We start from the raw sequence: 15,941 nt of genomic DNA on the forward strand, positions 1-15,941 counted from the left end.
GTCTTCGCCCGAATCCCAGGATCCGGCCAGCATCCGTGGGCGTCCGCCCGCGTGGCTGCTCCGGGCGTTCCGCGCGATGACGCCGAAGCTGCCGCGCTGGTTCATCGGCATCCTCGGCGCGATCGCCGCGCTGGTGGCGGTCGAGTTCTACGCGATCCAGAAATACGGCCGGCTGCGCGCACCCGAGCCCACGCCCGCGGCGGTGACACCTGCCGCCGCCCCGGCAGCCCCCGTTCCCGCGCCCGCCGTCGCGCAGCCGAGCGCGCCGGAGGGCTGGCTCGACACGCCCGCCGACGAGGCGATCGTCGGCACCAAACTCGCGCTCGCAGGCTGGGCGCTCGCGAAGGACGGCATCGCGCGGGTCGAGGTGCGCGTCGACGAGCGCACCTACCAGGCGCGGATCGGCCTGCCGCGCGAGGATGTCGCGAAGGAGAAGCCGGGCTTCCCCGACAATCCGAACGGCGGCTTCACGTTCGAAGGCGACTTCGGCGACCTCGCGCCGATGCGGCACAACGTGACGGTCGTCGCGATCGGCAAGGACGGTCGCGAAGCGGTCATCGCGCGCAGGAGCCTCATTCCCCCCGCGGCGATGACGCAGTGGAGCGCGCTCCTCGACGAGCGTCCGGAACTCGCCGCCCGCCGGTTCTATTTCCTGATGATGACCTCCGGTGTCGCGCTCGGCGGCGCGGACGAGATCGCCGAGCAGTACGTCGCCTACCAGTCGCGCACGCAGAAAGTCGGCATGAGCGTGCCGGTGCTCTACATGCGCACGACCAAGGGCGCTCAGCACGACTGGGTGTTCGATCCCGACTTTCCGATCGACGGCCCGAAGTGCGGCGACCGGCGCATCGCCGACGATTCGCTCGACGGCGTGCTGCGCTACGCGGTGGCGAAGCGCCTGCCGGTGAACGTGATCCTGAACGGCGGCATCTGGGGCGACGCGTCCTGCGATTCGCCCGCGTGGGACCTCAACGATCATCTCGAGCAGGACCGCGCCAACGTCCAGTGGGACCAGCACGACAAGGAGCATCCCGACGACCTGATGAAGGACGTGCCCGGCTCGCTCCCCGGCCCGCAGCTCGGCCGCTCGCTCACCTACCACGTCTACGCCCCGAAGATCCGCGCGTACAAGAAGCGCAACCTGCAGGCCGCGGCAAAGCGGCTCGCGGCGTTCTACCGCGAGCACCCGGACCTCCTCGTCGGCGTCACGCTCGACGCCGACACCTACATGAATCCGTTCCTCGGCGGTGGCTACCGGTTCGACTACAACCCGGGCATGCTGCGGCAGTTCCGCGAGTGGCTGCGGGGCACCGGTCCGTACGCCGGTCGCGGCGGCCCGGGCGTGCCCGACCTCCGCTCGTTCCGCCGCCCCGGTTCGCTGACGCTCGCGCAGGTGAACGCGCTCGCGCGCAAATCGTGGACGTCGTGGGACGAGGTCGAGCCGCCGCGCGAACTCGTCGGCGTCAACAGCCTGAAGGTGCCCGAGGGCGAGACGCCGTTCTGGCTCGACCCGTGGTACCTGGAGTGGGACGCCTTCCGCAAGCACGTCGTGCACCTGCACTACGTCGAACTCGCGGACTGGGTGTACGCGATGGGCATTCCCGCCGATCGCATCTTCACCGCGCAGGCGTTCACCGCGCCCGACCCGGGCCTGCGCCCGGTGTCGATCAAACTGCGCGGCTGGACGCCGGACTACGATTCCGCCGGCGTGTCGATCGAGGGCTCGGTGCCGCGCCACGGCCATCTCGGCACGCTCATGTACGGGCTCTCGGCGCAGGACCGCCACGGCATGGCGAACGGCCGCGGCGTCTACAGCAACATCGCGCGCTACGACGACGGCTGGGCGATCGTCGAGTCCAACGCGACCGACCTCAAGATGCCCAGGCGCAAGCCCGACTACGAGGCGTCGTACCGGATGTTCCGCAGCATCGCGAACTACGACGGCCGCCAGATCGCGCTGATGGCGTGGAACGGCTCGAACGGGTTGTTCGAGAACGATCCGGATTTCGTGCCCTACACCGCGTTCCGCAACACCGATTCCGAGCGCGCGATGAAGGACTCGATGGTCGCGCGCGCCGACCTGCCGCGCGGTTCGCGCCTGTGGACCTTCGGCGCGGCCGGATTCGCGAGTGACGACGGCTGGACCACCTCGCGCGGCACGCTCTCGGAAGGCGAGGGCTACATCGGCGTCGCGCCCGACCGCGGCGTCGTCGAACTCGTCTCGCCGCCCGACCAGGTGCTCCGGCCGAACCGGCTCGATCTGGCGATAGTGCGCGCGTTCGCAGGACCGAAGCCGCGTTCGATCGCCGTTCATGCCCGGCTCGAGCAGGGCGATCGCTGGACCGAGATCGGCCGGTCGCAAGGAAGCGAGCGCGTGGCGCTCTCCTGGCCGAAGGCGTGGGGCGACGCGATCGCGAGTCAGTTCCGGATCGACCTCGACTACGCGCCCGATGTCGCGACCGCGCGCGTCGACCGCGTGCTGCTCTACCCTGCGCGCGACGCCTACCACAGCGGTCAGGCACGCGCCGGGAAACCCGGGGCGAATCCGTGACGCTCCGGCGCGCCGACGTCCCCGCGCTTACGGGGGTCCGCGCGCTGGCCGCCCTCTGGGTCGTCGGATACCACGCGTGGATCGCGACCGGCCGTCCGGTGCTGGGCGGGGCAGGCGCATGGCGCCTCGATCCGTTGCTGGCCTCGGGCTGGCTCGGCGTCGATGTCTTCTTCGTGCTGTCGGGCTTCGTCCTCCAGTGGCAGGTCGAGCATGAGCGCGACCGCGCGATGTTCCCCTGGCTCGGCGCGCGCGCGTACGGTCGCTTCCTGGGCCGCCGCGTGCTGCGAGTTTTCCCGGCGTACCTCGCCTGTCTCTCGATCCTGCTGCCGCTCGCCTGGCTCCGCGTCGGCCGCTGGACGCCACCCGAACTCCCCGACGTCGCGCTGCATCTCGCGATGACCCACAACGCCGTGCCGGCCTACGTGAGCACGATCAGCGGCGTGTTCTGGTCGCTGCCGATCGAGTGGCACTTCTACCTCGTGTTCCCGCTCGGCGCGTGGCTCTTGTCCGGAGGCCGCACGTGGCTGCTGGTGGCGCTCGCGCTCGCCGTCACGCTCGCCGTCCATCGCGCGGTGATCGCCCTGCCCGCGCTCGAATGGCTCCTCGCCTGGACGCCGTTTCGCGCCATCGAGTTCGCGAGCGGGATGGCAGCCGCGGCGTGGGCGAGGCGTTCCTCCGGCATGCCGGCCGCCGCCGCCGACGCGCTCTTCGTCGCGGGCGCGCTCGCGCTTTTCGCCATCGGCTACCTGTGCGGCCGCTACGACATCATGTGGTGGACGAACGACGCGCGGACTTTCGCGCGCATGCTCGGGCTCTCGCTCGCCATCGCGACGATGCTCTACGCGCTGGCCATGCCCGGCGCGTCGCGCATCGGCGCCGCCGTCTTCGGCAATCGCCTCGCGGCGTGGATCGGCACGGTGAGCTACAGCCTCTACCTGTGGCACTTCTCGGTGATCGAGTTCGTGGTCGACCACCGGCTCGTCCCGCACCGCGGCGACGCGTCGCTGCACGACTTCGCGGCGATGGTCGCGGTGGTCCTTCCGCTCGCGCTCGCGATCAGCGCGGCCTCCTACTACGCGGTCGAGCGCGTGTTCCTCGACCGGGCGCGCTGGCCCGCGCGCGTCGACGACGGCGTGAACTGGATGCGACGACCGATCCTGATCGTCGTCGGGTGGGCGCTCGCGCTGCTCGCGGCGGCGGCGGGCGGTGCCTCGCTTCGCTGATGCCTCGTGGGTCGGCCTTCAGGCCGACGGGTTCCGATGCTGTAGGTCGGCCTTCAGGCCGACGCCGTTCCCGCGCATCGGCACCAACCCCGTCGGGCTGAAGCCCGACCCACAGGCGCTTCGCTTGTCGGGCTGAAGCCCGACCCACAGGTGCTTCGCTTGTCGGGCTGAAGCCCGACCCACAGGCGCTTCGCTTGTCGGGCTGAAGCCCGACCCACAGGCGCTTCGCTTGTCGGGCTGAAGCCCGACCCACCAGGAAGGCGGGCGCGCAACCGTCACTGGAGCGGCAGGCCGTTCACCCAGCTCGTGAAGTCCTTGAACGCGCTGCGCACCTTCTTGACCTGTCCGTCGGCACGCACGAGGCCGGTTCCCGTGAGAAACGAGAGAAAGGGGTCGTCACGACCGTAGTCGTCCGGATCGACGTGCACCCAGTAGTAACCTCGCACGAAGGGCAGCGCGTAGAGCGCGCGCAGCGTGCCGTCCGCCCACTCGTACTGGGCCTGCTGCGTGAAGCCGCCGTGCCAGCCGGTCTGCGCGGGGATGCCGTAGTCCTCCGTCCGCGAACTGAAGCCGGTCTCGCCGAGGACGATCGGCACCTTCACGATGTCGTGGGTCTGCTGCAGCACCTCCTGGAAGCGCTGGAGGTCGATCGGCGCGAAGATCGTGCCGTACTGCATCTGGAGCCCGACGAAGTCGAAGTCGATCGCGTTCCAGCGGAGGTAGGCGAGCAGGTCGGTGCCCGAGAAATGCTCGGGCGAGGGCGGGACGTTCATCTGGTACCCCACGTACGCCGACGCGCTCATGTAGATGCCGAACGGCGTGCCGGGAGAGGCCGAGCGCGCGCCTGCGAGCGACTGGCGCGCGAGTTCGGCCGCCTGCTCCATCGAAAGCCCCTTCGTGGCGAGTTCCATTTCGCCGCACGCGTAGTAGACCGAGACCTTCGACCCGTACCGCTGCACCACCATGCGTGCCTGGTCGTAGTACAGGGCCTTCAATTCGTCGAAGCCGAGGCTCCAGGTCCAGGCGGGCAGGCTGCCGAGCCCCCAGTTGACCTGCAGCGCCACCTTGAAACCCATCTCGCGTGCGCGGTCGATCTGGTAGTCGAGGTAGGAGAAATCGTAGGTGCCGCGCGAGGGCGAGACGATCTTCCAGTCGATCGCCGTGTAGACGGACTGGAAGCCTGCGTCCTTCGCGGTCGCATAGGTCAGGGCGTTCGAGGCCTCCGTCCAGCTCCCGAATCCCTCGTAGTTGAGATCGAAATCGGCACGGCGTCCGCGGGCCACGATCGAGCGGTTCGCGTTCTCGACGACGATGCGCTCCTTGAGCGGCATGACCAGCGAGAGCGCGGTGTACGACGCCTGCGCGCGCGCCTGCGGCGTCGCCGCGGCCTTCGCGGCGTCGACGGCCGCCGCTGCCTGCGCGAGCAACGCCTGCACTCCTCCGGAGAGCGGCTCCGCGGGCAGCAACCGCTTCGCCTGCTCGAACTCCGACAGCGCGAAGTGATACGGGATCTCGATCGTCTGCGACTGACCCGGCTGCACGACGATCCCCGCCCCGCCGTTGTCCGCGCGCATGAACGCCGCACCGATCACCGGCGCTTCCCACAGGGCGGTGAAGTAGAACGGCTCCGCTGCCGGCACGTCGAAGCCGATGTAGTCGACCCCTCCCTCGAAGACCGGGCCGGGGCCCAAGCCCGCCTGCGGCGAGGCCGGCAGCCTGCCCATCGGGTAGACGCCGTAGTTCCCGTAGTTGACGAGGTTCCCGCTGCGACTGACGAGGGTCGTGAAGTCGCCCAGGGTCGCCGGCGCACCGTCCGGCTTCCAAGCGCGCACCAGCAACCGGCCCTTGCCCGGATCGACGCTGCACATGATCACCGCGCCAGGGCCGTAGCCTTCCGCGACCCAACCCATGGCGACCATCCGGTCGCGCACCTTCAGGTCCGTCGTGTAGCGGTGGTTCGTGTCCGGCCGCCGATTCCAGACGCGATAGACGGGGAGCGTGCCCGCGGGACACGCGCCGGTCGTCGTGTCCGGCAGCCTCATGTACATCACGTTCGGCGATTCATGGATGAACTCCGGGAACAGCGCCGCCGCCAGCGCGCACTCGTCGGGCGACGCGGAGTAGAAGTGCGAGTTGCCGTGCCCGGGCGGCAGGTAGAAGCGGCACACCGGGTTGGCGCCGGCCGTGGGCGTCACGTAGGCCTTGAACGACGCGCCGGTGCGCGCCCAGCCCGCGACGCCGCCCGCGTCGAGGATCGCGATCTCGGCGGGCGCCGCGGTCATGAAGTAGTGGTCGACGTCCGCGTCGTAGTACTCGACCACTTCGACGGGTTGGGCGGCGATTCCGCCGATGCCGGCCACGAGCGACAGCGTCGCGAGCATCCACCGGCTCCGGAAACCCGCCAGCAGACGCCGGCCGATCAACCCCGACATTCCCGACTGCATACGCCCTCTCCTCGCCGCACGCGTGACATGTGCCGCAGACGTCGTCCGGCGACCCGGCGGCGCGGCGATCTTACCAAGGGCCAACCCGGTGCCGAAGGCGCGGATCGGCGCGCACCCATCGGCCGATGAGCGGCTGCCCGGCCACCTGATGGCGAAGTGGCAGCTCGCGAGCCCGCGACGGCTGGCGATTCGCGCCTGGCGCGGGCTGCGGTGGGAGTGGCGCGATTCGCGTGCGGGGCGACGTTAGACGTGTCGCCTGCGACGGCGCACCGAAACACGAGCCTTGCGAACGTCAACCGGGCGATCGGGCGCCGATGCCCGTACGGCAGGACTTCGGGCCGGGACCGACCCGCCCGTGCGTACGCGGCGCGCGTCCGTCAGGCGATCGGCAGGCCTACCGCTCGTCGGCCTTGATCTCGACGTACGCGCGATCGCGCGTCTGGCGCACGAACTCGGCGAACTGCTCGTCCGCCTTGCGCTGGCGCAGCGCGAGGCGCGCCTGGTCGCGCTGGCGGTTCTTCGAGACGTCCTGCTGGCGCCGCTCGACCACGAGGATCAGGTGCCAGCCGAACGGCGAGCGCACCGGCTGCGAGAGTTCGTCGATCTTGAGCTTGTCCATCGCGACCGCGAAGTCGGGCACGAGGTCGCCCGGGCTCACCCAGCCCAGGTCGCCGCCCTTCGCCGACGACGCGTCCTCCGAATTGAGGCGCGCCTGGTCCTCGAACTTCGCGCCCGCCTCGATCCGCTCGCGGATGCGGTCGATCTTCGCCTTCGCCTCGACGTCGGAGTTGAGTTCATTCACCTTGACGAGGATGTGGCTCACGTGGGTCTGCTGCACGACGTCGGGCTGGTTGCCGCCGCGGACATCGACGACCTTCACGATGTGGAATCCCGCCGCGCTGCGGAGCACCGGCGAGACGCCGCCCTTCGCGAGCGCGCGCACCGGATCGACGAACACCGCCGGCAACCGCGCCGGCGTGCGCCAGCCGAGGCTGCCGCCCTGCTGAGCGTCGGGCGAGTCCGAGAACGTCGCGGCGGCCTGCCCGAAGTCCTCGCCCGCCTTCACCTTCGCGAGCACGTCCTCGGCGCGAAGCCGCCTCTGTTCGATCTGCTCGGGCGAACTCTGCTCGGGCACGCGCACCAGGATGTGCGAGACCAGGTATTCGTTCTCGCCCCCGCCCTGCGCGTTGACGGTGGCGAGGTAATTGTCGACCTCCGCGTCCGAGACGAAGATGCGGTTGTCGACCTCGCGTTCGCGCAGCCGCTGCACGATGAGCTGCCGGCGGATGTCTTCGCGGTACTTCGCGTAGGGGATGCCCTCGCGATCGAGCGCCTTGCGGAATTCGTCCGGCGTCATCTTGTTCTCCTGCGCGATGCGCAGCACCGTGCGCTCGACGGTGGTGTCGTCGACGCGGATCCCGGTCTCCTTCGCGTACTGCAGGAGCGCGCGCTCGGTGATCAGGCGGTCGAGCACCTGGCGGTCGAGGACGTCGGCGGAAGGCGGTTGCAGCCGCGACTCGCGCAGCTGCTGCATCAGCACCTGCTTCTGCTGGTTCATCTCGAACTGGGTCAGGGCTTCGTCGTTGACGACCGCCACGACGCGGTCGAGGCCGACCGGCGCGTTCGACGTCACCGGAGGCGCCGCGCGCGCAGCGGCCGGCGGGCCGAGCCGCAGCCCGGTCCCCGGTGTCCCGCCGCTCCCCGGCGGTCGCGGGCCCAGCGGCGTTTGCGGCTGCGCGAAGGCGAGCGATGCCGCGGCGGCGAGAACGGCGCAGGCGATGCGCGGGAGGATCGTCATCGTGAGCCTCAGAATTCGGGCAGCGGGTCCGAGGTGCGGTCGCGCTGCGTCAGCAACGGGTCGTTCACCGGGACGTAGCCCGGGATGCTGCGGCGAAGCAGATCCAGCGGACTGGTTCCGACCCGCGCGAGCCCGTTGAGTTCCAGCTGGATGAAGAACGAGGTGTTGGTCTGGTCGACCGTCGTCGCGAGCCGGTGGAGCACGGCGCGCAGGACCCAGCAGTCGCCATTGTACTCGACCCCCGCGATGCCCTCCAGCAGCTTGCTGTTGGCGAGGTCGTAATTGTAGCGGCCGATCAGCGTCCACTGCGGCGTGACCGGCCACTCGGCCGCGAGGTCGATCTGCTTCAGCTCCTGGCCCGGTCCGGTGGGGTCGGAGAATTGCCGCGTGTACCGGTAGCTCGCGGAGAGCACGCGGCCGAGCGACGGCGTGTAGCGGACGGCGAGGTTGAACTGCTCGTTCTGTCCGGCGTCGAGGTTCTGCTGCACGAGGCCCGCCACCGCCCACGCATCGGTGATGCGGCCTTCGACCGCGAGCAGGACGTCCGACGACGACGCGGAGCGCGGCGTCTCGTTCAGCGTGACGCGCTGGTCCTCGAAGTAGAAGCGCTGGGCGATCGCGACGCGCAGCCGCTCCGCCCCGGTGCCCGGCTGCAGGAGCCGCGACGTGACGCCTATGGTGAGCTGGTTCGCGTCGCCGATGCGGTCGTCGCCGAGGTAGCGGTTCTCGGTGAAGAGCTGGCCGAAGTTGTAGTCGTCGGTCGCCGAATCGAACACCGGCAGCGAGTTCTGGTCGTGGTACGGAATGTAGACGTAGTAGGCGCGCGGCTCGAGCGTGTGGATGAAGTCGGTGCCGAAGAGCTTCCAGTCGCGCTCGAACACGAGCCCCGCGTCGAGGCTCGAGATCGGGATCGCGAAGTTCGGCCGCAGGTCGCCGGTGGCCGGCGGTTCGAGGTCGTACTGGCGCAGGTGGATGCCGGTGCGCGCGGCGAGGAACCAGCCGGGCGTCGACAACTTCCACGCCACTTGCGGATAGAGCACGGCGCGCGAACCCTGCGGCTGCGTGTCGGAGCGGAACCGCGCGAACTCGCCGAAGCCCGACCACCACAGCCCCGCCCACTCGGTCTCCGCCAGGTTGCCGATGACCTGGGGCTCGCGGTTGTACGGCGGAACGATCGGCGCGTTGGGATCCTGCAGCGTCTGGAACGACTGCACGCGCGCGAGGAAGGTCCACGGTCCGTTCGCGTAGGTGAGGCCCGCCTCGCGCGGCAGCGTCGTCTGCGAGGTGATCGCGATGCGGTCGGCGAGATCGGCGAAATACAGGTCGTCGGACACCTTGTTGAGGTCGAGGTATCCGCCGAGTCCGGGAACGCCGAGCTGCTGCTGGTGCCGCCACACCAGCGCGTAGCGGGTCGTGTGGGTCTGCCGGTCCTCGGGCAGCACCTGCACGTCCGCCTCGCCCGCGTTCTGCCACAGGTCCTGCCCGAGCAGGTAGCGGAACTGCGTGCCGATCTGCAACCCGCGCTTGGTCATGATGCGCGGGGTCACGGTCAGGTCGTAGTTCGGCGCGAGGTTGAAGTAGTACGGCAGCGCGAGCTCGAACCCCCGCGTGCCGGAACTGCCGGCCGTGGGCACGAGGAAGCCGCTCTTGCGGTCGTTGTTGAGCGGGAACTCGAGGTAGGGCCAGGCGAAGATCGGCGCGCCCATGAAGCGCACCGTCGCGTCGCGCGCGCTGCCCACCTGGCGCGCCATGTCGAGGTCGAGTTCACGCGTCTCGAGGTACCAGTCCTCCCTCGGCGCGACGCAGGTCGTGTAGCGCCCGTCGCTCACCAGGTAGCGGTCGGGTCCCTTGAACTCGATCTTCGACGCGTCGCCGCGCGCGCCGGTCGCGCCGATGTGGAACTCCGGCCCGCGGAACGTGCCGGTCTGCGTCGCGCGGCGGTAGGTGAGCTCCGGCCCGGTGACCCAGTCGATGCCCTTGCGCAGCACGACATCGCCCTCTGCGTGCACCTCGTCCTGCAGGAGGTCGTAGGCGAGCCGTTCGGCACGCACGGTCTCGCCGTGCGCGCGCAGCTCGACGCGTCCCGACGCCTCCACCGACTTGCCCGCGATGCCCTCGAGACGGTCTGCGCGCAGGAACACGACGCCCCGCTCCGCGTCGTCCTCGACGAGTCGGAGGCGCTGCGGGCGCGACGACGGCGCGCCCGGAGAGGCCGGTTTCGTCGCGGGCGCGGCCGGCGCGATCTCGCCCGCCGAGCGCAGCTTGAGCGGCACCTCCGGCACCATGATGTCCTGCGCGAGCGCGCCTCCCGCGAGTGCGGCGGCGATCGCAGCGGCCGCGGCACGCGCGCGAGGGCGGCGGAGGAGGAGCACGTGAGGAAGCGTGTGGCGCCTTTGCTAGAATGGTCCATTCTACCGAAGCCGCTCGCCGTCGCCGGACCGCGATCCCGAAGCGATGCGGCAGCGAAGCGCACGACATCCGTCTCCGCCGCGGCCGCGCCGCCGATGACCGCCGACGACCGACTCGCGCTGCTCGACGCCTGGCTCGCCTCGACGCTCGGGGTCAACGGCCACGCCCTCGCCCCCGCGTCGGCGGATGCGAGTTTCCGCCGCTACTTCCGCGTGACGCTCTCGCGCGAGGCGCACGGCGCGCGCACGCTGATCGCGATGGACGCACCGCCTCCGATGGAGGATTGCCGGCCGTTCGTGCAGGTCGCGCGATTGCTCGCCGATGCGGGTGTCCACGCGCCCCGCGTGCTCGCGCAGGACCTCGAGCGCGGCTTCCTGCTCCTGACCGACCTCGGCACGACGACCTACCTCGACGCGTTGACGCAAGGCGCGCCGCACACCGCCGGGCTCGGGGGGGATCACGCCCAGCGACTCTACCTCGACGCGATCGACGCGCTCGTGCGCTGGCAGGCGGCCTCGCGCGACGGAGCGCTGCCTCCCTACGACGAGACGCTGCTGCGGCGCGAACTCGACCTCTTCCCCGACTGGTACCTCGCGAGGCACCTCGGCGTCGAGGTCGACGCAGCGCTGCGGGGCACGCTCGACGAGACCTTCGCGCTCCTCGTCGCGAACGCGCTCGCGCAGCCGCGCGTCTACGTGCACCGCGACTACCACTCGCGCAACCTGATGGTGACCGCGCCCAATCCCGGCGTACTCGATTTCCAGGACGCGGTGTTCGGGCCGATCACCTACGACCTCGTGTCGCTCCTGCGCGACGCGTACGTCGGATGGGACGAGGAGCGAGAGCTCGACTGGGCGGTGCGCTACTGGGAGCGCGCGCGCCGCGCGCGGCTTCCGGTCGACGCGGACTTCGGCGCGTTCTGGCGCGACTTCGAGTGGATGGGCGTGCAGCGACAACTCAAGGTGCTCGGCATCTTCGCCCGGCTGTGGCATCGCGACGGCAAGCCGGGCTACCTCGCCGACATGCCGCGCGTCATCGGCTACCTGCGCGGCGCGTGCCGACGCTACGCAGCGTTCACCCCGCTCCTGCGCGCGCTCGACGCGATCGAGGGCCGCGCCGCGGTCGTCGGGACGACCTTTTGACGCCGCGCAAGGCGACCGCGATGATCCTCGCCGCGGGCCGCGGCGAGCGGATGCGCCCGCTGTCGGACACGACGCCGAAGCCGCTCTTGAGCGTCGCGGGCAAGCCGCTCGTCGTCCACCAGATCCAAGCGCTCGCGCGCGCGGGGCACCGCGACATCGCGATCAACGCGTCGCATCTCGCGCGCGCGCTCACCTCCGCGCTCGGCGACGGCAGCGCGCTCGGCGTGCGCCTGCACTGGTCGATCGAAGCGGAACCGCTCGAGGCCGCGGGCGGCATCGCGACCGCGCGTCCGCTCCTCGCCGACGGCGCGGTGCTGATCGTCTCCGGCGACGTGTGGACCACCTACGACTACGCGGCGCTGGAACCGCTGCGACCGGAGATCGGCATCGCGCGCGGGCGCGCCGTGCATCTCGTGATGGTGGCCAACCCGCACTACCACCCGCAGGGCGACTTCGCCGTCGCGCCGGTTCAAGGCGACGGCGGCGCCCCGCGGCGCGTGCTCGCGCGGCAGGTCGACCACGCGGACGATGGCCGGGGGCGCCTCACCTACGCCAACATCGGCCTCTACGACAGCGCGCTCTTCGACGAACTTCCGCGCGGCGCGAAGCTCAAACTCCTGCCGCTCCTCGAAGAGTGGATCGGTCGGGGCTGGGTGACAGGCGAGTATCATGCCGGTCCCTGGGCCAACGTCGGCACCCCCGACGACCTGGCCCGGCTGAACGCCGCGCTCGCGAACCGCGCCTGACGCCGCCGTGCAACCCGCGCCCCGATCCGGACGCGATCCGAAGGACGCCGCATGAACGACAATCCGCTGCTCGACTTCTCGGGACTCCCGCGCTTCGCCTCGATCCGCGCCGAACACGTGACGCCGGCGGTGGAGCGCCTGCTCGCCGAAGCGCGCGCGACCATTGACCGGGTCGCGGCCGACACGCGCGCTCCGTCCTGGGCGACCGTCGCCGAGCCGATCGCCGACGCGCTCGACCGCCTGCATCGCGCCTGGGGCGCGGTTCGGCACCTGAACGCGGTCGTGAGCACGCCCCCGATCCGCGACGCCTACAACGGCAACCTGCCGGCGATCACCGCGTTCTACACCGACCTGGGCCAGGACGAGCGCCTGTACGCGAAGTACCGCGCCCTCGCCGCGTCGCCGTCCTACGCGGAACTCGACCCGGCGAAGCGCCGCGTGATCGACAACGAGCTGCGCGACTTCAAGCTCTCGGGTGCCGAGCTCCCGCCGGCCGAGAAGGCCCGCTTCAAGGCGATCCAGGAGGAACTCGCGTCGCTCTCGGCGCGCTACGACGACCACGTGCTCGACGCGACCAACGACTACGCGCTCCACGTCGACGACCCGAAGCGCCTGGCCGGCCTCCCCGACGACGTCGTCGCCGAGGCGCGAGAGAACGCGAAGGCCGAGGGCCGCGACGGCTGGAAGCTCACGGTGCGCATGCCCTGCTACCTGCCGGTCATGAAGTACGCGCACGACCGCGAGCTGCGCGCCGAGCTCCACCGCGCGCAGTCGACGCGCGCCTCCGACCTCGGCGCGAAGCGCGAGTGGGACAACGGGCCGCTGATCGAACAGGTGCTCGGGCTGCGCCGCGAGGCCGCGCGCCTGCTCGGCTACCCGCACTACGCCGAGGTCTCGCTCGTCCCCAAGATGGCGAAGGACACCGCCGACGTGCTCGCGTTCCTGCGCGACCTCGCGCGGCGCGCGAAGCCCTACGCCGAGCGCGATCTCTCCGAACTCGCCGCATTCGCGCGCACCGAGCTAGGCGTCGCGAAGCTCGAGCCCTGGGACATCGCCTACGCCACCGAGAAGCTGCAGAACGCGCGCTACGCGTTCTCGGACGAGGCGGTGCGCCAGTATTTCCCGGAGGACCGCGTGCTCGCCGGCCTGTTCCGCGTCGTCGAGACGATCTACGGCGTGCACATCCGCGAATCGCGGGCGGAGGCCTGGCATCCGACCGTGCGCTTCTTCGACATCGCGGACCGCCACGGCGCCACGATCGCGCAGTTCTACTTCGACAACTACGCGCGCGAAGCCAAGCAGGGCGGTGCGTGGATGGACGACGCGATCAACCGCCGGCGCCGCGCCGACGGCGTCCAGATCCCGGTCGCCTACCTCACCTGCAATCTGCCTGCCCCGGTCGCGGGCAAGCCGGCGCTGTTCACGCACGACGACGTGATCACCGTGTTCCACGAGTTCGGCCACGGCCTCCACCAGATGCTGACGCAGGTGGAGGTGCTGGGCGTCTCGGGCATCGAGGGCGTCGAATGGGACGCGGTCGAGCTGCCGTCGCAGTTCATGGAGAACTTCTGCTGGGAGTGGGAGGTGCTGCGGCACATGACCGCGCACGTCGACACCGGAGAACCGCTGCCGCGCGCGCTCTTCGACCGCATGATCGCGGCGAAGAACTTCCAGAGCGGGCTCGCGACGGTGCGGCAGCTCGAGTTCGGTCTCTTCGACATGCTCGTCCACAGCGACTACGTGCCGGGGGGCGGCGGTCGATACGCCTCGCCGCAGGCGGTGCTCGACGCGGTGCGCTCCGAGGTCCGGGTGCTGCCGGTCGCGCCCTACGACCGCTTCATGCACGCGTTCGCGCACGTGTTCGCCGGCGGCTACGCGGCGGGCTACTACAGCTACAAGTGGGCCGAAGTGCTCTCCGCCGACGCGTTCAGCCTGTTCGAGGAACTCGGGGTGCTCTCGCCGGAGGCGGGCGCGCGCTTCCGCGACGAGGTCCTCGCGAAGGGCGGCAGCCGGCCGGCGATGGAGTCGTTCGTCGCCTTCCGCGGGCGCGAGCCCCAACTGGACGCGCTTCTGCGGCATAATGGGATGACAACGTCATTGGCCTGAAGGAGTTGCCATGGCCCGTGTCCGACCGTCCCGTCGTTTCCTCGCTGCCGGCGCCGCCGGCGCGATCGCGGCCGCGCTGGCCTCGGGCGCGCTCGCGCAAGGCCAGGTCTACCGCTACGAAGATGCGCAGGGGCGCGTCGTCTACTCCGACAAGCCCCCGCCCACCGATGCGAGGAAGGCGCAGCAGAAGCGCATCGGCGCCAACTACATCGAGACCGAGCAGGCGCCGCTCGAGTTGCAGCAGGCGACCGAACGCTTCCCGGTCACGCTCTTCACCTTCGCGTGCGGCGACGTCTGCCAGAAGGCCGAGGCGCTGCTCAACCGGCGCGGCGTGCCCTTCTCGACCGTCAACGTCGAAGATCCCGCGAACGCGAAGCGCCTCGAGGCGCTGACCGGCGAGATGACCGCGCCTGTGCTGCAGGTCGGCGACAAGCTCGTGGCCAAGGGCTTCAACGAGGCGCGCTGGACCGCGATGCTCGACGAGGCGGGTTATCCGAAGGCTCCGGCGCCGCGACGCACCGTCGCAGGTCCGCGCGCCCCCGAGCCGCCGCCGTCCGCCGTGACGCAGACCGCCCCGCCACCGCCCGCCAAGGGCACCGGCTACCCGGCCCAGTAGCGCTATCTCGGCGACGCCGGCCGGCCGCCCGCCCGATAGTCGCCCGCCTTGCCCGCGAACGCGGGCCGCGGTGCGCCGGTCACGAGCGCCGCGATGTCCCAGGCGTCCTGATCGGAGAGCGAACCGCCGCGGCCGAGCGGCATCTTCGCCTGGATGAACGCCGCCGCGGTCGCGGCGTGCGACATGCCCGCGCCGTCGTTGAACGATTGCGGCCCCCACAGCGGCGGAATCGCGTAGCCGCCCGACGCGAGCGGCGAACCGCCGCCGTCGACGCCGTGGCAGCTCGCGCAGCGCTGCTCGTAGAGCGTCGCGCCGCGCCCCGCATCGGGCGCGCGCGCGGGGGCGCTCATCGCGCGGAAGCCGCGCCCCTCGACGCTCGCGCCGACCGGCACTCCGGTCGAGAGCCACGCGACGTAGGCCATCAACGCCCGCATCGGCGCGCCGTCGACGTCGATCGGCCTGCCGTTCATCGAGCGGCGGAAGCAGTCGTTGACGCGGTCGGCGAAACCCTCGACGCGTCCGCTCCGCGCGAAGTACTCGGGATACACGCCCCACACGCCGACGAGCGGCGCGGCGTAGGCGACGGTGCCGCCGTTCAGGTGGCACGACGCGCACGCGAGACCGTTGCCGACGTTCTCCGGCAGCGCCGCCTTCGTCGCGTTGATGATCGACAGTCCCTGGCGCACCGCGTCGCCGAGCGGCCCGTCGGGCATCGTCTGCGGCGCGGGGACGACGAGTGGAACCCGCTTCGGTACGACGTCGGCAGCGTCCACGAGCGGCGCATGCGCGACGGCCTGGACGAGCGCTACGGCGACGACGGTGGCGATCCTCATGGCGGACTCCGCAACGACACGGGCGAAGTGTACCGTCGCGCATGCGTCCCGGGGCATCCCGGGCGCGCGCACC

The 15,941-nt window shown here is 70.8% G+C and carries 10 protein-coding genes; 6 read left to right on the forward strand and 4 right to left on the reverse strand.

What is annotated here, in order from left to right; all coding sequences use genetic code 11:
• Window positions 1–76: 76 nt before the first annotated feature.
• Window positions 77–2,551 carry a hypothetical protein gene (locus tag HS109_10975; protein ID MBE7522891.1) on the forward strand — a complete coding sequence of 825 codons (2,475 nt, stop codon included), beginning with the start codon at window positions 77–79 and terminating at the stop codon, window positions 2,549–2,551.
• A complete protein-coding gene (locus HS109_10980) occupies window positions 2,548–3,774 on the forward strand; it encodes an acyltransferase (GenBank protein ID MBE7522892.1) in 1,227 nt (408 codons plus the stop codon). The genes HS109_10975 and HS109_10980 overlap by 4 nt, the downstream gene beginning before the upstream one ends.
• A gap of 275 nt (window positions 3,775–4,049) precedes the next feature.
• Here the strand turns inward: HS109_10980 and HS109_10985 are convergent, their stop codons facing one another.
• The 3 genes from HS109_10985 to HS109_10995 form a co-directional block, all read right to left on the reverse strand.
• Window positions 4,050–6,218 (reverse strand): beta-galactosidase, encoded by a 2,169-nt coding sequence (locus HS109_10985; protein MBE7522893.1) that lies wholly within the window; start codon window positions 6,216–6,218, stop codon window positions 4,050–4,052.
• 394 nt (window positions 6,219–6,612) lie between these two features.
• On the reverse strand, window positions 6,613–8,016 hold the full coding sequence (locus HS109_10990; protein ID MBE7522894.1) for a peptidylprolyl isomerase: 1,404 nt from the start codon (window positions 8,014–8,016) through the stop codon (window positions 6,613–6,615).
• 8 nt (window positions 8,017–8,024) lie between these two features.
• Entirely contained in the window at window positions 8,025–10,388 is a 2,364-nt protein-coding gene (locus tag HS109_10995; protein ID MBE7522895.1) for an LPS-assembly protein LptD, read from the reverse strand.
• Between the two features lie 132 nt (window positions 10,389–10,520).
• Here HS109_10995 and HS109_11000 point away from each other — a divergent pair, with 132 nt between their 5' ends.
• Genes HS109_11000 through HS109_11015 form a run of 4 tightly spaced genes read left to right on the forward strand, consistent with a single transcriptional unit; the run spans window position 10,521 to window position 15,035 of the window.
• Window positions 10,521–11,567 carry a phosphotransferase gene (locus HS109_11000; GenBank protein ID MBE7522896.1) on the forward strand — a complete coding sequence of 349 codons (1,047 nt, stop codon included), beginning with the start codon at window positions 10,521–10,523 and terminating at the stop codon, window positions 11,565–11,567.
• 20 nt (window positions 11,568–11,587) lie between these two features.
• Window positions 11,588–12,313, forward strand: coding sequence for an NTP transferase domain-containing protein (locus HS109_11005; GenBank protein MBE7522897.1), 726 nt, complete (start codon window positions 11,588–11,590; stop codon window positions 12,311–12,313).
• Between the two features lie 51 nt (window positions 12,314–12,364).
• Complete coding sequence (locus HS109_11010) at window positions 12,365–14,419, forward strand: M3 family metallopeptidase (GenBank protein ID MBE7522898.1); 2,055 nt, start codon at window positions 12,365–12,367, stop codon at window positions 14,417–14,419.
• A gap of 10 nt (window positions 14,420–14,429) precedes the next feature.
• The gene (locus HS109_11015; GenBank protein MBE7522899.1) at window positions 14,430–15,035 is read left to right on the forward strand and encodes a glutaredoxin family protein; all 606 of its coding nucleotides are present in this window, start codon (window positions 14,430–14,432) and stop codon (window positions 15,033–15,035) included.
• A 2-nt stretch (window positions 15,036–15,037) separates the two neighbouring features.
• Here HS109_11015 and HS109_11020 read toward each other — a convergent pair whose 3' ends face one another.
• The gene (locus HS109_11020) at window positions 15,038–15,868 is read right to left on the reverse strand and encodes a c-type cytochrome (protein ID MBE7522900.1); all 831 of its coding nucleotides are present in this window, start codon (window positions 15,866–15,868) and stop codon (window positions 15,038–15,040) included.
• Window positions 15,869–15,941: the final 73 nt, after the last annotated feature.

Source organism: Burkholderiales bacterium (genome assembly GCA_015075645.1).
GTDB lineage: Bacteria > Pseudomonadota > Gammaproteobacteria > Burkholderiales > Casimicrobiaceae > VBCG01.

Bases quoted from the DNA above. Each gene is read 5' to 3' on its own strand.
- HS109_11015 (MBE7522899.1), top strand. From the start codon at position 14,430: ATGGCCCGTGTCCGACCGTCCCGTCGTTTCCTCGCTGCCGGCGCCGCC.
- HS109_11000 (MBE7522896.1), top strand. From the start codon at position 10,521: ATGACCGCCGACGACCGACTCGCGCTGCTCGACGCCTGGCTCGCCTCG.
- HS109_11010 (MBE7522898.1), top strand. From the start codon at position 12,365: ATGAACGACAATCCGCTGCTCGACTTCTCGGGACTCCCGCGCTTCGCC.
- HS109_10975 (MBE7522891.1), top strand. From the start codon at position 77: ATGACGCCGAAGCTGCCGCGCTGGTTCATCGGCATCCTCGGCGCGATC.
- HS109_11005 (MBE7522897.1), top strand. From the start codon at position 11,588: ATGATCCTCGCCGCGGGCCGCGGCGAGCGGATGCGCCCGCTGTCGGAC.
- HS109_10985 (MBE7522893.1), bottom strand. From the start codon at position 6,218: ATGCAGTCGGGAATGTCGGGGTTGATCGGCCGGCGTCTGCTGGCGGGT.
- HS109_10990 (MBE7522894.1), bottom strand. From the start codon at position 8,016: ATGACGATCCTCCCGCGCATCGCCTGCGCCGTTCTCGCCGCCGCGGCA.
- HS109_11020 (MBE7522900.1), bottom strand. From the start codon at position 15,868: ATGAGGATCGCCACCGTCGTCGCCGTAGCGCTCGTCCAGGCCGTCGCG.